The organism is Bradyrhizobium canariense (assembly GCF_018130465.1).
GTDB classification, from domain to species: Bacteria; Pseudomonadota; Alphaproteobacteria; order Rhizobiales; family Xanthobacteraceae; genus Bradyrhizobium; species Bradyrhizobium canariense_C.
The window spans coordinates 164,992-186,281 of sequence record NZ_JAFCKJ010000012.1 but is presented as its reverse complement, the minus strand read 5'-3'; the positions used below and the strand labels follow the sequence as shown (position 1 = coordinate 186,281).

The following is a 21,290-nucleotide window of genomic DNA, read 5'->3' as shown; positions in this document are numbered from 1 at the left end:
AGGTGGGCAACCTCTTGCCCCAACGTCATGGCCGGGCTTGTCCCGGCCATCCACGTGCGGCAACATCCGACCATGCACGGTGGATGGGTGTATATCCTGGCGAGCGCGCCAAACGGCATCTTATACGTCGGTGTGACGAATGACCTCGTGCGACGCGTGCACGAGCATCGCGAAGGGTTGGTACCGGGTTTCACCAAGAAGTACGGCGTTAAGCTGCTCGTCTATTTCGAACGTTACGAAGACATCCAGACCGCCATCCAGCGCGAGCACAACATCAAGCATTGGTCGCGGACGTGGAAGGTGAGGTTGATCCTCAGGGACAATCCCGAATGGAAGGATCTCTACGACACGATCACCCAGTGAGACGTGCTCGTACTCTCGCCACAACGTCATGGCCGGGCCTGTCCCGGCCATCCACGACCTTCTTCAGCGGCTCCCAGGAACGTGGATGCCCGGGACAAGCCCGGGCATGACGGCGGAGGGCTTGGCGGCACTGGAGCCTTACGCAAAATACCTTGCCAAAATCCCGCGATACACCTTCGTCAGCTGCTCCAGGTCCTTGACCGGCACGCGCTCGTCGACTTGGTGCATGGTCTGGCCGACCAGGCCGAACTCGATCACCGGGCAATAGCTCGAGATGAAGCGCGCATCCGAGGTGCCGCCCGACGTCGACAGCTCCGGCTTGCGGCCCGTCACTTCCTCGATCGCGGACACCGCGAGTTCGGTGAACGGGCCGGGCTTGGTCACGAACACGTTCGAGTTCGACGGCTCCCAGACGATGCGGGCGCGGATACGGTTGCCGCAGGCTTTTGTCAGCCGCGTCTCGACCAACTCGCGCAGGCTCGCCTGGGTGTGGTTGTCGTTGTAGCGGATGTTGAATTTTGCGCGGGCTTGTCCCGGGATGACGTTGTTGGCGGTGTTGCCGACGTCGACCGAGGTGAATTCGAGGTTGGAGGCCTGGAACGCCGCGCTGCCATGGTCGAGCGGCTCGTCGCTGATCGCCACGATCAGCCGCGAGATATCAGGCACCGGATTGGCGGCGCGGTGCGGATAGGCGACGTGGCCCTGCACGCCGTCGACGAACAGCGTGCCGGATTGCGAGCCGCGGCGGCCGACCTTGATGGTGTCGCCGAGCGTCTCGACATTCGAGGGCTCGCCGAGCACGCAATGGTCGAATTTCTCGCCGCGCTCGGCCGCCCACTTCAACAGCTTGATGGTGCCGTTGATGGAGACGTCTTCCTCGTCGCCGGTGATCAGAAAGGAAATCGAACCCGAACCCGATGTTTGGCCCTCGCTGCGCGGCTTGCCGTCGTTCGCGGCGAGATGCTCCAGCACCGCGGCGACCGAGCAGGCGATGCCGCCCTTCATGTCGACCGCGCCGCGGCCGTGCAGAAAGCCGTCCTTCACCTCGCCGGAGAACGCGCCGACGCTCCAGGCACTCTCGTCGCCCGCCGGCACCACGTCGGTGTGGCCGGCAAAGGTGATGTGCGGCCCGTCAGTGCCGATCCGCGCATAGAGATTGTCGACGTCGGCGGTGCCGGGCTCGCTGAAGGTGACGCGGTGGCACGTGAAGCCTGCCGCGTTGAGGGCTTGTTCGAGCACGCCCAGCGCACCGGCATCGGCCGGGGTTACCGAGGGGCAGCGGATGAGATCGCGGGCAATCGAGAGAGCATCGGTCATGCGCCCCGCTTAACATGCATGCCGCCGGGTGGGCTAGCACTGGGCGGGACAAATTCGATCTCGCTCTGCTGGTCCCAGCTTTTCGCCGGCGGCGAGGCAGCTGCGGAGCCTTCCGCGGGTTCAGCCAAAGGATCGGCGCCGAACCGGTTGCTGCCCGAGGTGCCGGGCACAATGAACATTTCGACGAGGCCCCAAAACCACGGAATGTGCACGGCCCAGGCGAGGGCAACAATCCAGTTTGATTGGGTGGGCAGCAGGTCCGAGAACTGGTCGAACAGGCCGGGCACGACGAAGAACGGAACGAGCCACCAGCCGCTCCGGTCGCGATCGTGCAGCCGCTTGGTCGCGGTTGCGAGGTAGATCCAGAGGAATAGCGAGGTGCCGAGCACCTTGAGGACGAGGGTCGCGCGGTCGGTGGTTGCCAGCAGACGATAGGCCCTGGGATCGACCACGTTGAAGATGCCGTCGATACCGAAGTCGAGATCGAGCCTGTAGTCGAAGGCGAAGGTGGCGGCCCCGTTCAGCACCCTGATGGCCTGATCGATCATCCCGAGCAGGCAGGCCAGCACCATGACGATCAGCAGCGCCTGCCACAGCAGGGCGCGGTTGATGCGGCCGTCGAAGCGGAAGAGATACCAGGTCCAGTCCATGGCAAAAGTTCCAGGCGGTGGAGGCCGTCCGGATGTTGGTCGCGATGGGGGGAGGGTGGGTTCGACAGACTCTCGGTGTCGTCCCGGCGAAGGCCGGGACCCATAACCACAAAACACATTTGGTCGCGAAGCTGCTAACTCCGAATCTTCGCCAAACCACTCCCTGGGGGTATGGGTCCCGGCCTTCGCAGGGACGACGATGGATAGGCAGCTTGACCGAACTCAGTCCCGCAGCAGCTCGTTGATGCTGGTCTTGGAGCGCGTGCGCTCGTCGACGCGCTTGACGATGACGGCGCAGGCGGTGCTCGGGCCGATCTGGCCGTTCTTCATGGGCTTGCCGGGCAGCGCGCCGGGAACGACGACCGAATACTCCGGCACTTCGCCGATGAAGATCTCGCCGGTCTCGCGGTCGACGATCTTGGTCGAGGCACCCAGGAACACGCCCATCGACAGCACCGCGCCCTTGCGCACGATCACGCCTTCGGCGACCTCGGAGCGCGCGCCGATGAAGCAATCGTCCTCGATGATCACCGGCTCGGCCTGCAGCGGCTCGAGCACGCCGCCGATGCCGACGCCGCCGGAGATGTGCACGCGCTTGCCGATCTGCGCGCAGGAGCCGACGGTCGACCAGGTGTCGATCATGGTCGATTCATCGACATAGGCGCCGAGATTGACGAAGGACGGCATCAGCACGACGTTGCGGGCGATGAAGGCCGAACGGCGCACGATGGAGCCGGGGACGGCGCGGAAACCTGCGTCGCGAAAGCGGTTCTCGCCCCAGCCGTCGAACTTCGAGGGCACCTTGTCCCACCAGGTCGCCTTGCCGGGGCCGCCGGGAATGGCACCCATGTCGTTGAGGCGGAACGAGAGCAGCACCGCCTTCTTCAGCCATTGATTGACCTTCCACTTGCCGTCGGTGCCGCGCTCGGCAACGCGGGCCTCGCCCTTGTCCAGAATCTCCAGCGCCTGATCCACGGCCTCGCGGATCTCGCCCTTGGTCGAGGTCGAGACGCCGTCGCGCGCGTCGAAGGCGCCGTTGATGGTGGATTCGAGGGCGGACAGGGACATCGGGATTTCCTCTTCGGAAGGCTAGGATTTGTGGCGGATTGGGTCGCTTTTTCGGGATTTGGCGGCACGGAGTCAAGGTATACTCCATTGTCATCCCGGCGCAGGCCGGGACCCATAACCACAGGAAGTCGTTTGGCGAAGACTCGGAGTTAGCAGTTTCCCGCTACAACCGCGTCCTCGGGCTATGGGTCCCGGCCTTCGCCGGGACGACGTGGAGAGAGTGCGTCAAGCCCCGCCAAAAACCCCGCCAGATCGTCCGTGACGTGGTCGACATAAGCGGCATCCCGGCCGGCCAGTTCCCAATCCTCGCGCACCACTTCCTTCGTCCCATCCGGTATCACCAGCACGGTTGTCATGCCGAGCTCGTGCGGGACGGTGAGGTTGCGGGCGAGGTCCTCGAACATCGCGGCGCGGGTCGGATCGACCGCGTGGTCGGCGAGAAACTTCCGGTAGGTCTGCGGCGCCGGCTTCGGCTCGAATTCAGCGGCGATGATGTCGAACACGCCGTCGAAATGCGCAGCAAAGCCGAGCCGCGCCAGCACCGCATCGACATGGTCGACCGAGCCGTTGGTCAGGATCAGCTTTCGTCCCGGCAGTTTTGCGATCGCTGCGCCCAGCGCCGGGTTCGGCTCCAGCGGGGAGTGGTCGATCTTGTGGACGTAGGCGAGATAGTCGTCGGCGCGTACGCCATGCAGGGTCATCATGCCGCGCATGGTGGTGCCGAAGCGCTGGTAATAATCCTTCTGGATCTTGCGCGCTTCCACCGGTGCCAGGTTCAGCCAGTTGCAAACGAACTCGGTGATCCGAGCATCGACCTGCTGCTACAGATTGACGTGGTGCGGATAGAGCGTGTTGTCGAGGTCGAACACCCAGGTGTCGATATGGGCGAAGGCGCGGGGGGCGGTCATGTCAGCTCTCTATCTGCTACACGCAAGCGTCGCGCCACTCTCCGCGGTCGTCCCGGCGAAGGCCGGGACCCATACCCCCAGGGAGTGGTTTGGCGAAGATCCGGAGTTTGCAGCTTCGTGCGACGACTTCCTGTTGTGGTTATGGGTCCCGGCCTTCGCCGGGACGACATTAGTGTTTGTGGCGCCAGGGCTGATCACGCCACCCATCACGGCGCCGCAAAGCGCAGCGTCTTGCCGCCGCTCGACATGTCCACCGCGCCAAAGCCCGTGGCCGCGAAACCGCGCGCGCCGCAGTCGGTCTGCTCGTTGGTCTCGAACTTGGTCTCGCGCGTGCAAAGCTGCTTGTCGCCGCCCCAGTTCAGCGGCTTGTCCTTCAGCTTGACGACGCGGTTGTCGGCGTCGATGGCTTCCGCGAAGCTGAAGATCTGCTTCGGCTGGCCGCTCACATCGGGGTGCAGGCAGGTCTTGGGGTCGATGCGATACCAGCCGCGGCTCGTCACCGACTTGCCGTCGTCGGTGGCGACCGCCGCCATCACCTTGTGCGTGGTGTCGTTGCACCAGGTGAGGCCGGTCGCAGATGGTGTCTGCACGGCATCGACCATGGTCTTGAAGAAGTTCGGCGACGACAGGATGTCGGACGACAATCCGCGGCTCTTCAGGAAAGCGGCCAGCGCGCCTTGCGTCTTCGGCCCGTCGACGCCGTCGATCGGCGCGGCGTCGTAGCCTGCGATCACCAAAAGCCGCTGGATGCCGGCGAGGCGGGCCTGCTCGTCATCGTATTCGGAATCCTCGGCGAGGTAGGCGACGAAATTGCCGTCCGATCCTTGCGTCGGCGTGATCTGGGTGAAGGCGGCCTGGGTCTGGCCGCTGCGGCACTGCCGCGCGGCCGCGATGACGAAATTGTCCTGCGCCACGCACAGCGTGTCGCTGCCGTTCTGCGGGATCGGGGATGCGCCGTAGACGCCGAGCGCCCGGGCGTTGAGCAGGATGCGGTCGGCGGCGAGTGTGCCCTGCACCACCACGCGGCAGGTAGCGGGGTCGATCCTGAACCAGCCGCGCGTCGCGGTCGCCGCCTTGTCGTCGATGCCGATCGCGGCCTCGACGACATAGGACATGCGATTGCAGATCTTGAGGTCGGCGACCGCCGGTGCGGAAGAGAAGACGAACGAGACGGCCGCGGCTGGCAACGTCATCAGCAGGCGCGTCAAGGTCGAGCGGCGCTGCGGCCTCGCAGGCGGGACAAGCCCGGCCACGACGGCGTCTCTCGTTTTCTCATCTCTCACTTGTGGATCAGCGTTCCCGTGCCCTGGTTGGTGAAGAGCTCGAGCAGCACCGCGTGCTGCATCTTGCCGTCGATGATGACGACACCCTCCACGCCCTGTTCGAGCGCGTAGATGCAGGTCTCGACCTTGGGGATCATGCCGCCGGAAATGGTGCCGTCGGCGATCAGCTTTCGTGCGTCCTTGACCGAGAGCTGCGGGATCAGCTTCTTGGACTTGTCGAGCACGCCCGGCACGTCGGTGAGCAGCAGCAGCCGCTTTGCCTTCAGCGCGCCGGCCACGGCACCTGCGAAAGTGTCGGCGTTGACGTTCAGCGTCTGGCCCTCTTTCGAGGTCGCGAGCGGCGCGAGCACCGGGATCAGCTCGTAGCCGATCAGCTGGTTGAGCAGCGTGAGGTCGACCTTCTCGGGATCGCCGACGAAGCCGAGATCGACCGCCTTCTCGATGTGCGAGTCCGGGTCCCTGATGGTGCGCGTCGTCTTCGACGCCTTCACCATGTTGGCGTCCTTGCCTGATAGCCCCACCGCCTTGCCGCCGGCCTCGTTGATGTAGCCGACGATCTGCTTGTTGACCGAGCCGGCCAGCACCATCTCGACGATCTCGATGGTGGCGGCGTCGGTGATGCGCAGGCCCGCCGCGAATTCCGAGACGATGCCGAGGCGCTTGAGCATGGTCGCGATCTGCGGTCCGCCGCCATGCACCACGACGGGATTGATCGCGGTCTGCTCGAGCAGCACGATGTCGCGGGCAAAATTCTTCGCGGTCTCCTCGTCGCCCATGGCATGGCCGCCATATTTGATGACGATGGTTTCCTCGTCATACTGCTGCATGTGCGGCAGCGCTTCGGACAGGATGCGGGCCTGGTCGAGCGGGGAGATTTCGGTCATGAGGCGGATCTCGCTGGCGGGATACTCGGGCCGCGTTCTATCCGATTGGCGGGCGGTGCGCAAAGTGATGTTCTTTCCCTCTCCCCTTGTGGGAGAGGGTGGATCGCCGCGAGAGCGGCGAGACGGGTGAGGGGTCTCTATCCGCGGAGGCAGACCCCTCATCCGGCGCCATAGCCGATGCAAAGCATCGGCGTTTCTAAGAACGGCGGCCGTAGGCCGCCTACGCCACCTTCTCCCACAAGGGGAGAAGGAAGAAGAGCCCCTACTTTCGCGTCACCACCGCCGCGAGCGTCACCGCCAGCCAGCTCAAAATCATCACCGATCCACCCGTCGGCGCCGCATATGGAAACAGCGAATGGCCGGCATATTGCCGCAAGGTGAGGTCGCCCGCGAACAGCGCGGCGCCGGCTGCGAAGCCGAACGCGGCGATGATGCCAATTCCGCCGTGCAGAAGGCGGTGCGCGAGCAGGGCAACAACTGCAAGTATGGCAGTTGCATGAAACAGCAGCATGGCGCTTGCGGAGGCAAGTCGGCTTGCATCGCCGCCGTGCGCGGAGGCGGCGGCCAGCGCGATGCCGGCGGCGCCCATCAGGCCGCTAAGCCCGATCAACAGGCGGGCCATCACTTGGTCCGCTCCTCCAGCAGCTTCGCCATCGCGGCGCGCAGCTCGGCCATGCCGGCCCCGGAGCGGGACGAGGTCGTCAGCACGTCCGGAAACGCCGCGCCATGCTTGGCAAGCGCAACGCCGGTCTCGGCAATCCGTTCGGCAAGCTCGGCGGCCTTCACCTGGTCGGCCTTGGTCAGCACGATCTGGTAGCTGACCGCGGAGCGGTCGAGCGTCTTCAGGACTTCGTGGTCGACCTCCTTGAGGCCATGCCGAGCGTCGATCAGCACGTAGACGCGCGCGAGGCTGGTGCGTCCAAGCAGGAATTTGTGGATCAGCTCGGTCCAGGACGCGACCTGGCTCTTCGGCGCCTTGGCATAGCCGTAGCCGGGCATGTCGACGAGCCGCAGTTCGGTCTTGCCGGGGACCTCGAAGAAGATCAGCTCCTGGGTGCGGCCCGGCGTATGCGAGGTGCGCGCGAGCGCGTTGCGGCCGGTCAGCGCGTTGATCAGGCTGGACTTGCCGACATTGGAGCGGCCGGCAAAGGCGATCTCCAGCCCCGCCATCGGCGGCAGCGCTTCAATCGAGGGCGAGGCCCAGATGAACTGCCAGTCGCGCGTGAACAGCTTTCGCCCGGCCTCGATCAGCTTCGCATCTTTGTCGTCGGTCATGCGAAGGCTTTCTGTTTGTCCGCGTCATTGCGAGCGAAGCGAAGCAATCCAGAAATGCATCCGCTGAGGGACTCTGGATTGCTTCGTCGCTTCGCTCCTCGCAACGACGACTGCTACGTCGCCTTCTTCGCGAACGTCGCCTTGAGATTGTCGAACAGCTCCACCTTCACGCCGTTGCGGCGCATGATGAAGCTCTGCTGGAGCACCGAGAGCGTGTTGTTCCAGGCCCAGTAGATCACGAGGCCCGCCGGGAAGCCCGCCAGCATGAAGGTGAAGATCAGCGGCATCCAGTTGAAGATCATCTGCTGGGTCGGATCCGGCGGCGTCGGGTTCAGCTTCATCTGGAACCACATCGTGATGCCCATGATGATCGGCCAGATGCCGAGCGCGAGGTAGTGGCCGAACAGCGGCAGCGTGGTCGGATCGAACGGGATCAACCCGAACAGGGTGAACAGATTGGTCGGATCCGGCGCCGAGAGGTCCTTGATCCAGCCGAAGAACGGCGCGTGCCGCATCTCGATGGTGACGAACAGCACCTTGTAGAGCGAGAAGAACACCGGGATCTGGATCACCACGGGAAGACAGCCGGCGACCGGATTGATCTTCTCCTTGCGGTAGATCTCCATCATCTCCTGCTGCTGCTTCACCTTGTCGTCGGGGTAGCGCTCCTTCAGCGCCTGAAGCTGCGGCTGGACCGACTTCATCTTCGCCATCGAGGCGTAGGACTTGTTCGCCAGCGGGAAGAACAAGAGCTTCACGATCACGGTCACGAGCAGGATCGAGATGCCGAAATTGCCGAAGAAGCGGTAGAAGAAGTCGAGGCCGAGGAACATCGGCTTGGTGATGAAGTAGAACCAGCCCCAGTCGATCAAGAGATCGAAATGGTTGAGGCCGAGTTCCTTGTTGTAGCCGCCGAGGCCGGCGAACGGGAACACGCCGACGACGCCGGCTTCCTTGGCGCCGGCGAACAGCCGCGCGTTCGCGGTGGCGGAGCCGCCGATCGCGACGGTGACGGGATCGAGCAGATAATCGGTCTGGTAGGTGTGGACGTTGCCGACGGGGTTGGACGAGAAGCGCGCCTGAAGCTGCGCACTGGTGTCCGGCAGCAGCGCCGAGGCCCAGTACTTGTCGGTCATGCCGAGCCAGCCATTGGTGGCCTTGAAGTTCACCGTCTTGGATTCGTCGATCTTCTTGTAGGCGTATTCCTGCAAGCCATCGAGATAGCCGATCAGGCCTTCATGCAGGATGTAGTAGCCGGAAACCTGCGGCGTGCCATGGCGCGAGATCAGCGCGAACGGGTAGAGCGTGACCGGCGCGTTGCCGACATTGCTCACCTCGTCCTTGACGGTGAAGAGATAGTGGTCGTCGACCGCGATGGTGCGGCGGAAGGTGAGGCCCTCGCCATTGTCCCATTTCAGCACCGCCGGCGTCGTCGGCGTCAGGCTGCCGCTGCCGTCTTGCTGCCAGACGGTCTGCGCGTCCGGCAGTTTCGCCGTCACGCCCGTCGCAGGCACCCAGCCGAACTCGGCGTAATAAGGCTCCGCGGTGCCCGAGGGCGAATAGAGGATGATCGGCGGCGACTTCGGGTCGACCGTTTCGCGGTATTGCACCAGCGCGAGGTCGTCGATGCGGCCGCCCTTCAGCGCGACGCTGCCGGCAAGCCGCGGCGTGTCGATCTTCACGCGCGGGCTGGCCGCAATCGCGCTGTCACGGCTTTGGACCGGCTGGGCTTGCTGGTTCGCGCTCGGCGTCGACGGCTGGGCCGCGCTGCCGGGCTGCGGCGCAGCGCCTGGCGTCGCGGACGCCGTCGGCTGCGGCGTGGTCTTCTGCATCTCGGCCTGCGCCTGTTGCTGGGCGCGCTGCTTTTCCATCGCCGGCATGTTGTAGAAATATTGCCAGGCGATCAGCACGAGCCCCGACAGGATGACGGCGAGGATGGTGTTGCGGTTGTCGGTCATCATTCTCTCGTCATCAATCCGGTTTGCGGCTGGTCGCAGGAGCGGGGCCGGGCTTTAAGCCGTCGGTTCTTTGGCCGTCGGTTTTCGGACCGCGTCCCTTGTGCGTATGCCGCGCGGGCTTCGCGAACGCTATGCGCAGATCGTCGAGCATGGTGGCGAAGCCGCGCGAGAGCGCGTCCCTTCGGCCGACCAGCACATAATCATGATGGGGCTGCATCGATACCGGATCGAGCCGCTTCACCAATTCGCGAAGCCGGCGCCGGATGCGATTGCGCTGGGGGGCGTTGCCGTTCTTTTTGGTAACGGTAAAGCCGATCCGGATCGGGCCGCTGTCGTCTCGGCCAAGGTTTTGGCGGTCAAGGCTTTGGCGGTCAAGGCTTTGCAGGACGAACGCGGGACTATTCACCCGCGCGCCATTGGCAACGGCGAGGAAATCCGCTCGCTGCCTCAGCCGATCCATGATGAAATCCCAAAAAGGGGGTCCGGCTCAGGCGCTCAGACGCTTGCGGCCGCGGGCGCGGCGGGCGGCGAGCACCTTGCGGCCGCCGGCCGTGGCGAGACGGGCACGGAAACCGTGACGGCGCTTGCGCACCAGTTTGCTGGGTTGATAAGTCCGCTTCACGGGTTTTTCTCCGCTGACCGGGCAATTTGCCTGTAGAATTGATGGTAAAGTCCGGAAGATGCTGCCCAAAATGGGCCTTTTTCGGCCCCAAGAGAGCCGCTCCCGGCGTCACACCGGGTCATCGCGGACAGTTGCGCGGCTTATAAGCGAGCGCCTTCTTTTCGTCAACGCCGCACAACGGCTCAATTCCGGCGAATATCGCTGTTTGTGCGGGGTTTTTAACCCTTGAGGTGGCGACTCGCCAGATCTGCGCTTACATCCCACCTTGGCAGATTGACGATCCGTAATTTGACCGGGCTGGGGGCGGGCCGCATCTTCATACCCCCAACCCCTTAACCCGGCCCAATTCTCTTAACCCGGCAAGGCAGCGAGGGCGAATTTCGTGGCAGCGACAGACCTCCAGCCGGTCCAGGATCAGGATCAGCGGGACCCGCCGGCGGCGCGGCCTCGGGGGACGCGCGGGCTTGGGCTGTCGGGCAAGCTGCTGCTGCTCACCGTTCCCCTGGTGATGATCGCGGCCATCCTGCTCTACGTGCCCGCCATCGCCAACTTCTGGGTCAACCGGCTCAACGACCGCGTCGCGGCGGCCAACACGGCGGCGCTGGTGCTCGATGCCGCGCCGCTCGGCATGGTCCCCGATTCGCTGTCGCGCCAGATCCTGAAAAGCATCAATGCCCGCGCCGTCGCCATCAAGATGGGTCAGCAGCGCCGTCTGCTCGCCAGCGACAATCTGCCGGCCGCCATCGAGCACGATATCGACCTGCGCGACATGACGGCGTGGGAGGCGATCACCGGCTCGTTCCGGATGATGCTGGAGACCGGCAACCAGGCCATCCGGATCGTCGGGCCGGGCGTCGGCAACGCCCAGTTCATGGAGATCGTCACCGACGAGTTGCCGCTGCGGCAGTCGATGTACCGCTTCTCCCGCAACGTCGTGGTGGTCGCGCTGATCATCGCGGTGCTGACCGCGGGCCTCGTCTATCTCGCCATGCATTATCTGTTCGTGCGCCCGATGCGCCGGCTCACCGCGAGCCTGGTCGGCTTCCACGAAAATCCCGAGAGTTCGGCGGGGATCATCGTGCCGAGCCAGCGCAGCGACGAGATTGGCGTCGCCGAGCGCGAATTGTCGGACATGCAGCGCGACCTGATGTCGATGCTGCATCAGAAGAGTCGGCTCGCCGCCCTCGGCCTCGCCGTCTCCAAGATCAATCACGATCTGCGCAATCTGCTGGCCTCGGCGCAGCTTTTGTCGGACCAGCTCGCCAGCGTGCCGGATCCGCGGGTGCAGCGCTTTGCGCCGAAGCTGGTGCGCTCGCTCGAGCGCGCCATCGCCTTCTGCCAGTCGACATTGTCCTATGGCCGCGCCCAGGAAGCCGCGCCCGACCGGCGCATGATCCTGATCGAGCCGGTGGTGCTGGAGGTGCGCGAGACCGCGGGCCTTGCCTCCGATGCCGCGATCGTCTGGGTCGCTGCGATCGAGCGCGGCCTCGCGGTCGACGCCGATCCCGACCAGCTGTTCCGCGTGCTGCTCAACCTCGTCCGCAACGCCGCCCAGGCGCTGGAAAGCCATGCGTCGGCCGAGGGCGGCGCGCAGCAGATCCGGATCACGGGGAAACGCGAGGGCGCGGTCGCCATCCTGGAGGTTTCCGACACCGGCCCCGGCGTGCCCCAGAGGACCCGGGACCATCTGTTCGAGGCGTTCCAGACCTCCGGCCGCCCCGGCGGCAGCGGCCTCGGCCTTGCGATCGCCGCCGAGCTGGTCCGCGCCCATGGCGGCGACATCCATCTGGTCGAAGGCACCATCGGCGCCACCTTCCGGATCGTCATCCCCGACCGCCCCGTGGAACTGCTCTCCATCCGCAACGAACGGGCGCGGGCGTAGTCGGCCGCTGGCCGACCCGGGAAACCGTCATTTCCCTGCAAAATCTCTCCAACCCGGACCTTGCCAATCGGGGCAAGAGCGGTTAGTCAGAGCGCTCTTTCGCACCCCCTCCGGCGTTGTCCGGAGGCTGCTTGCGGGCCAGCCCGCATCGCTGTTTGCGAAAAACGCGCCCGTAGCTCAGCTGGATAGAGCATCAGACTACGAATCTGAGGGTCGGACGTTCGAATCGTTCCGGGCGCGCCACTAACCCATTGTCTCGCAACAGTAATTGTTGCGCAATTTCTGGGGGCTTGACACTCGCCTCTTTTGGGGATGCACCGGGGCAGCACCAGCTACAAAATCGCTGTTTTGACGTGCCCGGGAAATTCCGGATAACCGCATGAATCAGCCTGACATGCGCGATGCGACGCTACAATAGATCCATGAGTCGCAGCCGGGAGCTGAACCATGGAGACAGGCGCTTCTTTCGCAGAATCGGATGTCGTATCTCCGAGCGAGACCAGGCTAGTTAGAACGATCAAGCTGGATGACACGACCTACGATTTGTACGTCGGTCCGTGCCCTTGCTGCGACGAAATCCGTTACAGGGTCATGCGCTGCAACGGAGCCTCATTTTCAGTCTACGAAATCTCCCCGGCCGATAGTGAGAACCTCGAAGAATACGTGGCCGAATTGCATTCGGTTCTTGCGGTGGATGTGGAGACCAAGCTCACCAATCTGAGGGAAACCATCGGGGAGCTTAACTCCCGCGGATTCTTCGAAGCCGAAGGAATGAGCCCTTTCCGAGTCGGCCTGATTGACAAGGCAAGGCTGATTACTAGTCGGCTCTCGAAAAAGGGACTGATGGACGAGATTGTCGCTCGTCACAACGACCTCGATCATGATGTAGCGTCGGCCTTTATTCTTGGATGCATAGCGACCGAACTGCAGTGGCTGAGACTGCACGAGGATGCTGTCATCGAAGGATATGCTCACATCGAGGGGCGAGAGAGCGGTCGCCCGCTGGCGCTTGCAGCTCGGGTTAGGCAAGGGAAGAAATCTCGAAATGCCGTTCGCCTTGCAGCGGAAAAATTGTACTGCGCTGACCCGTCGATGAGGCGCAACGACGCGAGAGCCGCTCAACAGATCGCGCAACTCAAGCTAGATGCGCTGCGAAAAAGAGACGGGACCTATCTGGGGACTGAAGCTATTGTAAAGCATCTCAGAGTCCTCCGTAAGAACTCGGATGCTCAGGGAAATTCGGTATGATTTTCCAACTTCCGGAAAATCCAATGTGAATTTCCAACTGCGATAGACCAATTTGCCTCGTGATGCAGGGGGGGCCCTGCGCTTTCACAACGAGGCGACTATGAAGAGCGACAAAACCTCCACCGTCCTACCATCGCGAGATGCAGCGCGAATGGTTGGCCTGTCAGAAAGTACACTTGCTAAGCTCCGGCTGAACGGCAACGGACCGGTTTATTGCAAGCTGGGGCGGCGGGTGGTGTACCGCCCGGCTGACCTGGAGCAGTGGCTAGAGTCTCGCACCGCACGCGACACCTCCGACGCCGACGCACGCTTCCTAAAGGCCCTAACCATCGCGCATACGCGCTGAGCCATGGGGACGCGCCACCCCAATCCCAAATCCGCTAAAATCCACCGCACCTATTCTGTGGAAGAGATCGGGCGTCTATTCAGGGTTCACAAGAACACAGTGCGGGCTTGGTTCCGGCAGGGACTCAAGGCGATCGACGGTAAGCGCCCGACCATGGCTCGCGGCGACGCCATCCGAGAGTTCCTTTCCGAGCGCCGCGCTCAGGCCAAGCGCCCGTCCGGTTCTGGCCGCATCTACTGCCTACCGTGCCGCACGCCGCAGGTGCCTGCCCTGAAGATGGCAGAATGTATCGTGACCAGCGACACTACGGGTTTTCTGCAGGGGATCTGTCCCGACTGCGGCCGTATGATCTACCGCCGAGTGAATCCACAGAAGATAGGAACAGTTCGCGGCGACCTGGACGTCACGTTCACCCAACTGGGACCGCGCATAGTAGATACAACAGAGCCCAGCGTGAACTGTGACTCCGGCCAAGGCGACCAACAATGACCAGCTACAACGCCGCAAACGAACGGATCAAGCGCCAGTACTTCGCGTATCTTGTCGAAGCGCTAGGTCACAGCGAGCAGACGATTGACGCGGTAGCGAAGGCGATCGCTCGGTTTGAAGAGTACACCAAATGGAAGGACTTCAAAAAGTTTCATATCGAGCAGGCGAAAGGGTTCAAGTACAGTCTCGCTGACCAGCGCGGCCATCGCAGTGGGGACCCCCTGAGCAAAGCCACGCTGTACGCGACCCTGACCGCCTTGAAGCGCTTCTTCGTTTGGCTCGCCGGGCAACCCGGCTACAAGTCCCGCATATCTTATTCCGATGCCGAGTACTTCAACCTCTCCACTAAGGAAACTCGGATCGCCAAGGCAAGCCGCCCCTTCCGAGTGCCGACCTTGGAGCAAATTCGGCATGTGATCCGATCGATGCCCAATGCCACCGACATCGATCGGCGCGATCGGGCCCTTGTAGCTTTCACGATCTTGACCGGAGCCCGAGACGGAGCGATTGCGTCATTCAAGCTTCAGCACATTGATATCGAATTAGACCAGATCGATCACGACGCCCGTCAGGTGAATTCAAAATTCTCAAAGTCGTTCGTCACCACTTTCTTTCCAGTCGGTGACGATATCCGCGAGGTGGTCGTCAATTGGGTGGTGTACCTGAAGACAGAAAAGCTCTGGGGACTGAACGACCCGCTGTTTCCGGCAACCAAAGTTGCTGTTGGCGACAATCTGCAGTTCGGTGCGGTTGGCCTGGAACGCAGGCACTGGAGTAATGCCGGGCCCATCCGCAGGACATTCAAGGAGGCGTTCCAGGCGGCAGGGCTGCCCTATTTCAACCCCCACAGCTTCCGAAAAACGCTAGCCTTGCTGGGTGAGAAACTCTGTCAGACGCCCGAGCAATTCAAAGCTTGGTCTCAGAATCTAGGTCACGATCATGTCCTAACCACCTTTACCAGCTACGGCGATGTGAGCGGTAGCAGGCAATCAGAGATCCTACGCTCATTTGCTAGCCCAGGCATGGCTGTCTCAATATAGCATCAGTTAGTACTACTCACGGTGATTCGTGTGTAGGATTGCTATCGTTAGAGGGGGCGAGGAATGGCGGTCGACAATCGGTCGGGCAGCACATCGGTTTACAGGCACGGGCAGAAATCCGTGCAGCGACCGGATGTTGGCGTTGAGGCACAATTTTCTAACAAGAAGCCACCCAAGTCATACCGATACGATTCCAGCCTTGCTCCCGAACTATCTTGGGACGAGAGCGCCGACCGCGCGTTTGCCGAATGGCTATTAGAGCAGTTCTCACAAGCGTCCGAGAAGGGTGAAGCTGTAATCTTTGCAGAGCCGTTGATTTGGCAAGGCACCGGCGAGAGATTCGCGTCGCTATCGCAATGCGCGGCTCGCCTCAAAAGCTTGACGAAGCCGTTCTTAAATTGGACGGGTAAGGCTGAGCGCCAGCAAGTTACCGTACCGACGCTGCCGTTGTTCGTTCACGAGCGCCATTCCACACAGGCGATCTTGGAAACCTTGAAATCACATAAGGCTCTCGGCACCAACCTCGACTTCTTTGGTGATACCAACCTCGACATTGCCGACAAGCTTGACGCTTACGAGCACACGGGACCGTGGACAAATCGGCTGATCCTCGGTGATTCAATGCAGGTCATGAACTCCCTGCTTGAGTACGAGGGCATGGGCGGTCAGGTGCAGATGATCTATTTTGATCCACCCTACGGCGTGAAATTCGGATCGAACTTTCAGCCTTTCGTTCGCAAAAACAGCGTCAAGCATGGATCAGACGACGAGATGATCCGCGAGCCGGAAATGGTGAAGGCCTATCGTGATACGTGGGAGCTGGGTCTTCATTCTTATCTCACGTATCTACGTGACCGGCTCATGCTCGCAAAAGAGTTGCTTACACCGTCGGGATCAATCTTCGTGCAGATTTCTGACGACAATCTCCACCACGTTCGCGAGGTTATGGTCGAGGTTTTCGGTGAACAAAATTCTTGCGGACTTATAGCTTTTCGCACAACCGGCGGTCAGAGTGCATCTCTGCTTTCATCATCGACTGACTTCCTGATTTGGTTTGCGAAAGATAAGCCGAATGCTCGTTTCAGCAATCCTACGACACCGAAGGGTGGCAGTGGCGGCGCATCCGGTCAATATGTGCTGGTTGAACCAGCCGATTTCTCCGCCGACCCGCGTCGCATGAGTGCTGAAGAATTGGAAGGGACCGAGCCAATCCCGAACGGTTGGCGTGTTCTCTCGCACGACACGCTCTATTCCCAAGGCTCTCCTTCCGACCCTGCTGATGAGGTTTTCAGTTGGAAAGGCCGGGATTTTCGCTGTCCGCCAAATACGCATTGGAAACCCGGGGTGAAATCGGGAGGAATGCAGCGGCTTGCCGATGCGAAGCGCCTAATGCTTGTTGGAAATACACTAAGATACAAGCGTTACGTCGATGATTTTCCAGTTTATCAAATAGACAACGTTTGGAATGACACCGCTCGCAGCGGCTTCGCGCGAAAGAAAGAGTATGTTGTCGAAACGAGCGAAAAGGTCGTTCAACGCTGCGTACTCATGACAACCGATCCCGGCGACTTGGTGCTCGATATTACCTGCGGGTCAGGAACCACCGCCGCTGTTTCAGAAATGTGGGGGCGGCGTTGGATCACTACGGACACTTCCCGCGTACCTGTCGCTCTCGCGCGCCAACGACTGCTTACTAGCACGTTTCCTTGGTACACGCTCAAGAACCCCGCGAAGGGGCCGTCCGGCGGCTTTTTGTACGAACGCAGGCAAAACAGGAAAGGTGAAGAAGTCGGCGGGTTAGTTCCCCGGATCACACTCGGATCAATCGCTAACAACGAACAGCCCGAAACAGTCGTGCTTGTTGATAGGCCTGAAGTGACGAAAAAGATCACGCGCGTTTGCGGGCCGTTCACCGTCGAGGCAACCATTCAGGCCGCGATGAGCCTTGAGCAAGAAGCTGGCCTGCAGTCAACACCAGCGCAGATGATTACCGGCAATCCGCGCGCCTACCTTGATCGCATGATCGAGGTTTTGCGGCAGAGCAAGACGTTGCAATTGCCTGGCAATGTAACTCTACAACTCGCATCCATTTCGCCCCTTGGGGACCGTGAATATCTGCACGCCGAGGGAGTGGCGAAGAATGGTGCTGACAAGCGTATCGCCTTTGTGTTCGGCCCCGAGGACGGTGCCGTCGGCTCTGAGTACGTCTTCAACGCCCATACGGAAGCTTTGCAGCAGGGATATCAGCAACTCTTTGTCTTTGGCTTCGCCATCCAAGCAAAAGCCCGCGAAATGCTGGAACGGCTAAAAGTCCCGACGACTTACGTCTCGGTCACGCCCGATGTAGTCATGTCGGATTTGCTCAAGACTTCTAAGTCTAGCGAAATCTTCTCCATCACCGGCTTACCCGATGTGTCACTGGAAAAGGCTGGAAAAGAGAAGGACGGGACTCTGCTTTATCGGGTTGTCATAAAAGGGCTGGACATCTTCCGGCCCGACACGATGGAAACCGACGAGGTCAAGGCTGAGAACCTGCCGTGCTGGATGCTAGATAGCAACTACAACGGCATGGTGTTCATGGCGACGCAGGTATTTTTTCCTAAGACCGGTGCTTGGGGAAATATCCAAAAATCCCTCAAAGGACAATTCGCGGACAGCGTTTGGGAGCATCTTGCCGGCACGGCCAGCGAGCCGTTTACGCTTGGCGATAAAAAGCGCATTGCCGTGAAAGCCATTGATGAGCGCGGTAATGAACTGATGGTCGTAAGGGCCGCGGACGGAGCCAAGTGATGACAGCCGCCCATCAGCAACCGCCGCTCACAGTTGCCGAGGTTGATTCCCCTATCATTAACTCACCTTTCCGGGAGCCGGAGTTTCATTGGAGGATCGAGCGCGGCAAGCCACCGGTGAAGGCCGATGGCAGGCGGCGAGCCAGCTACTTCTACCGCGTCCCTGAACATGCCGGTCGCGGACGAAAGGACAAGCAACAAGCTGAAATGTTCGTTGACGCGAAGGGTGAAGAGGTTGAACTAGAGATTGTCAACCTCATCCGCGAACGCGTGAAAGAATGGCGGGAGGGGGGGCGTTCGGGCGGTCTTGCTTATGACGGAGCATCGCCAGTTACTAAGGAACTCCTCGAACTCTGGCGTAGCGGAGAGCGGATGCAGCGCCTTTTCTTCGCGCAGATCGAGGCGGCGGAAACCATCATCTTCCTGGTCGAAGCCGCAGACGTTTACCGCAAAGGCATTCCCGAGATTAGCAAGGACGAACCTGGTCTCGAATCTAAGGCGGCGGGGGCTCGTGCCTTCATTCGGTACGCTTGTAAGATGGCGACCGGTTCCGGGAAAACAACCGTAATGGGAATGCTTGCCGGGTGGTCGATTCTCAACAGCGTGGCATTGCCTCGCGATGACCGATTTTCCGATACGATCCTTATTGTTTGCCCGAACGTCACGATCCGCGAACGCTTGCAGGAGCTTGACCCTGCGCTCGGAGATCTCTCGCTTTACCGGACCCGCCAGCTTGTGCCGGTTCACCGCATGGAGGAATTGCGGCGCGGCGAAGTGATGATCGCCAACTGGCATCGCTTTGCAAAGAAGGAAAGCAACACTGTCAACGGTGATTCCGCGAAGGTGGTAAAGGCCGGCGAGGCCGTCGAGATGATAAAGAATCTTGGAAAAGAGAAGGAGACGCTCGAAACTAGATACTTCGAGTCCGATGCCGCTTGGTTTAAACGCATCCGCCGCGAACTCGGCAGTGGAAGGGGGCGTAGCTCGCATTGGCTGATCTTCAATGACGAGGCGCATCATGCTTATCGGCGCGGCGATGCCGCCACCGAAGAGACTCTTGAAGAAGATAAAGACCTAGCCAACAAGAACGATCGCGAGGCGACAATCTGGATTGAGGGACTTGACCGAATAAACAAGCTTGCAGGTGGCAGCAAGCGGCGGGGCATCAATCTTTGCTTAGACCTGTCGGCAACGCCTTTTTATATCCAGGGTTCCGGCAACGAAGTCGGCAAGCCGTTCCCTTGGGTGGTGTCGGACTTCGGTCTTCTCGATGCTATCGAGTCGGGCCTTGTTAAGATTCCGCAGCTTCCCGCTCGCGACGCGACCGGCGCAGAGGAGGCGGCCTACTTCAATATCTGGCGCTGGGTACAGGCTAAGGCGAAGGAGGACGGCTACGGCGACACAATCACTCCGCAAATCGTACTAAATTATGCAAGCGCTCCCATAAATCTACTGGCGAGCGAATGGCACCAGCGATTCCTTGAGTGGGAGCAATATTCAAAGCAGCAGCAACGGCATCCCGTTCCGCCAGTGTTTATTGTCGTGTGCCGCGATACCGCCGTCGCCCGTGAGGCTCATTCTTGGCTCGCCAACGGCAATGACACTTACGGTGTTTCCCCCGCATGGTTCCGCAATGCGCCTGGTCAGGAAGTCACCGTCCGCATCGATTCCAAGGTGATTGAGGATATCGAAGCAGGCGGGACGAAGGACGAAACCCGTCGGCTGCGCTTTATCTTGGACACTATCGGTAAGGCGGAGTGGCCTGGTGGAAAGGTTCCTGAGGATTGGACAGAGCTGGTTCGGAAGCATAACGACAGGGCCGAAAGCGCTGACGGCGGCGTCCAGTGGATTGACGAACGCATTCCACCAGGACGGGATGTTCGCTGTATCGTGTCGGTGGCTATGCTGGCCGAAGGGTGGGATGCGAACACAGTCACTCATATCGTCGGCTTGCGTCCATTCGGGTCACAGCTGCTTTGCGAGCAAGTCGTAGGCCGCGCCCTTCGCCGTAAGAGCTACGCACTCAACGAAGTCACGCAAATGTTCGCCGAGGAAACTGCCAAGGTGTTCGGTGTGCCTTTCGAGTTGATCCCTTTCAAGGTCGCGCCCGCGGGTCCGCAGCCACCGCAGCCCGATCCAAACCATATCTATTCAGTTCCTGAAAAGGCTGAGTACGAAATTACGTTCCCCATCCTGACTGGGTATTACCAGTCGGGACAGTTGGACATTTCGGTCGATTGGAATCAGGTTGGCAAAGTGACTATCGATCCGATGCGAATTCCGCAGATCGTCGAACTCACGCCCCTGACCAGCCCGGACGGTAGCCTTTCTGCTTACGGCCCCGGTGACAAGCCGGTCTTGTCGCTCAAGGAGTGGCGCGCACAATTCCGCGAACAGCAGGTTGCGTTCCGCGTGGCACGCGAAATTTGCAAACGTTGGCAGACGGACAACGGCGCAACCGCCGTGCCGACTCAGCTGTTGTTCCCGCGCGTCGCGTTTGCCGCCAAGCGCTTCCTTGCCGAGAAGCTAGTGACGAATGGCGATAGCCAGCCCTGCGATGTCCTGCTTGTTGGTCAATACATGCAGGCAGCCATTAACGCGCTGTTCGATGCGATCAAGAAGGGGGCGTCAACGACTGACGCAGAAACCGCGATTATTCCTCAGGGGGCAGCCGGACGCGGCAGCACACTTTATGTAGACTTCCATACGACGAAGCCAATCATAGCCGCTGCACACTGCCATCTGAATGCAATGGTGGCCGACACTCAGAAGTGGGAGCAGACTGCGGCTCTGCTCCTAGACGCCCATCCCGGGGTCAAGAAATGGGTTAAGAATGAGCGCCTTGGCTTCTTCATTCCCTATCGGCGAAATGGGCTACCCGCTCGTTATATTCCCGACTTCATCGTTGTGACAGACACTGATGAAAACGTGATTGTCGAGATCAAGGGGCAGGTCACCGACAATGCGGATGCCAAGGCCAAAGCCGCTGAGCGGTGGGCAAACGCGGTAACTCGGCTTGGCGGTTACGGCACCTGGCACTATTTGCTTGTCACCGATCCTGGCCGGCTTGGGGTGATGATGAACGAGTTTACGAGAGCAGCTTGGGATCAGGGAGGATTTGAGCTTACATGATGGGGCGGGATGCGAGAGCCCGACGCGATCCGAACG

General features: G+C 61.1%; 18 protein-coding genes, 1 tRNA gene and 1 pseudogene. 9 read left to right on the top strand and 11 right to left on the bottom strand.

Annotation, left to right across the window (positions count from 1 at the left end; genetic code table 11):
• Positions 1-27 precede the first annotated feature (27 nt).
• Positions 28-363: a GIY-YIG nuclease family protein gene (locus JQ591_RS27320; RefSeq protein WP_211399102.1), complete on the top strand. Its 336-nt coding sequence runs from the start codon at positions 28-30 to the stop codon at positions 361-363.
• Positions 364-501: 138 nt separating this feature from the next.
• Here the strand turns inward: JQ591_RS27320 and dapE are convergent, their stop codons facing one another.
• The 11 genes and pseudogenes from dapE to rpmH form a co-directional block, all read right to left on the bottom strand.
• Complete coding sequence (gene dapE, locus JQ591_RS27315) at positions 502-1,680, bottom strand: succinyl-diaminopimelate desuccinylase (RefSeq protein WP_211399101.1); 1,179 nt, start codon at positions 1,678-1,680, stop codon at positions 502-504.
• The gene (locus JQ591_RS27310; protein WP_211399100.1) at positions 1,677-2,330 is read right to left on the bottom strand and encodes a DUF805 domain-containing protein; all 654 of its coding nucleotides are present in this window, start codon (positions 2,328-2,330) and stop codon (positions 1,677-1,679) included. Before JQ591_RS27310 ends, dapE begins: the two co-directional genes overlap by 4 nt.
• A 222-nt stretch (positions 2,331-2,552) precedes the next feature.
• Positions 2,553-3,398, bottom strand: a complete 846-nt coding sequence (gene dapD, locus JQ591_RS27305) for a 2,3,4,5-tetrahydropyridine-2,6-dicarboxylate N-succinyltransferase (RefSeq protein ID WP_211399099.1) — start codon at positions 3,396-3,398, stop codon at positions 2,553-2,555.
• A 182-nt stretch (positions 3,399-3,580) separates the two neighbouring features.
• A pseudogene (locus tag JQ591_RS27300) lies at positions 3,581-4,306 on the bottom strand (pyrimidine 5'-nucleotidase).
• Positions 4,307-4,512: 206 nt separating this feature from the next.
• Positions 4,513-5,499 (bottom strand): DUF1036 domain-containing protein, encoded by a 987-nt coding sequence (locus JQ591_RS27295; protein ID WP_211399133.1) that lies wholly within the window; start codon positions 5,497-5,499, stop codon positions 4,513-4,515.
• A gap of 86 nt (positions 5,500-5,585) precedes the next feature.
• Complete coding sequence (gene argB / locus JQ591_RS27290) at positions 5,586-6,473, bottom strand: acetylglutamate kinase (protein WP_211399098.1); 888 nt, start codon at positions 6,471-6,473, stop codon at positions 5,586-5,588.
• A 262-nt stretch (positions 6,474-6,735) separates the two neighbouring features.
• Positions 6,736-7,095 (bottom strand): DUF423 domain-containing protein, encoded by a 360-nt coding sequence (locus JQ591_RS27285; protein WP_211399097.1) that lies wholly within the window; start codon positions 7,093-7,095, stop codon positions 6,736-6,738.
• Positions 7,095-7,748, bottom strand: coding sequence for a ribosome biogenesis GTP-binding protein YihA/YsxC (yihA, locus tag JQ591_RS27280; RefSeq protein ID WP_211399096.1), 654 nt, complete (start codon positions 7,746-7,748; stop codon positions 7,095-7,097). The genes JQ591_RS27285 and yihA overlap by 1 nt, the downstream gene beginning before the upstream one ends.
• Before the next feature lie 113 nt (positions 7,749-7,861).
• Positions 7,862-9,706 carry a membrane protein insertase YidC gene (yidC, locus tag JQ591_RS27275; RefSeq protein WP_211399132.1) on the bottom strand — a complete coding sequence of 615 codons (1,845 nt, stop codon included), beginning with the start codon at positions 9,704-9,706 and terminating at the stop codon, positions 7,862-7,864.
• 13 nt (positions 9,707-9,719) lie between these two features.
• A complete protein-coding gene (gene rnpA / locus JQ591_RS27270) occupies positions 9,720-10,166 on the bottom strand; it encodes a ribonuclease P protein component (protein WP_211399095.1) in 447 nt (148 codons plus the stop codon).
• Positions 10,167-10,193: 27 nt separating this feature from the next.
• Positions 10,194-10,328: a 50S ribosomal protein L34 gene (gene rpmH, locus JQ591_RS27265; protein ID WP_008542748.1), complete on the bottom strand. Its 135-nt coding sequence runs from the start codon at positions 10,326-10,328 to the stop codon at positions 10,194-10,196.
• A 382-nt stretch (positions 10,329-10,710) separates the two neighbouring features.
• Here rpmH and JQ591_RS27260 point away from each other — a divergent pair, with 382 nt between their 5' ends.
• The 8 genes from JQ591_RS27260 (at position 10,711) to JQ591_RS27225 (ending at position 21,254) form a co-directional block, all read left to right on the top strand.
• Entirely contained in the window at positions 10,711-12,210 is a 1,500-nt protein-coding gene (locus JQ591_RS27260) for an ATP-binding protein (RefSeq protein WP_211399094.1), read from the top strand.
• A gap of 166 nt (positions 12,211-12,376) precedes the next feature.
• A tRNA-Arg gene (locus JQ591_RS27255) sits at positions 12,377-12,453 on the top strand.
• 204 nt (positions 12,454-12,657) lie between these two features.
• The gene (locus tag JQ591_RS27250; protein WP_211399093.1) at positions 12,658-13,458 is read left to right on the top strand and encodes a hypothetical protein; all 801 of its coding nucleotides are present in this window, start codon (positions 12,658-12,660) and stop codon (positions 13,456-13,458) included.
• Positions 13,459-13,558: 100 nt separating this feature from the next.
• The gene (locus tag JQ591_RS27245) at positions 13,559-13,804 is read left to right on the top strand and encodes a helix-turn-helix transcriptional regulator (RefSeq protein ID WP_211399092.1); all 246 of its coding nucleotides are present in this window, start codon (positions 13,559-13,561) and stop codon (positions 13,802-13,804) included.
• Positions 13,805-13,807: 3 nt separating this feature from the next.
• Positions 13,808-14,293 carry a helix-turn-helix domain-containing protein gene (locus JQ591_RS27240; protein ID WP_211399091.1) on the top strand — a complete coding sequence of 162 codons (486 nt, stop codon included), beginning with the start codon at positions 13,808-13,810 and terminating at the stop codon, positions 14,291-14,293.
• Positions 14,290-15,333: a tyrosine-type recombinase/integrase gene (locus JQ591_RS27235; protein WP_211399090.1), complete on the top strand. Its 1,044-nt coding sequence runs from the start codon at positions 14,290-14,292 to the stop codon at positions 15,331-15,333. Before JQ591_RS27240 ends, JQ591_RS27235 begins: the two co-directional genes overlap by 4 nt.
• Before the next feature lie 63 nt (positions 15,334-15,396).
• Complete coding sequence (locus tag JQ591_RS27230) at positions 15,397-18,123, top strand: DNA methyltransferase (RefSeq protein WP_211399089.1); 2,727 nt, start codon at positions 15,397-15,399, stop codon at positions 18,121-18,123.
• Positions 18,123-21,254, top strand: a complete 3,132-nt coding sequence (locus tag JQ591_RS27225) for a BPTD_3080 family restriction endonuclease (RefSeq protein WP_211399088.1) — start codon at positions 18,123-18,125, stop codon at positions 21,252-21,254. The genes JQ591_RS27230 and JQ591_RS27225 overlap by 1 nt, the downstream gene beginning before the upstream one ends.
• The last annotated feature ends 36 nt before the right edge of the window (positions 21,255-21,290 follow it).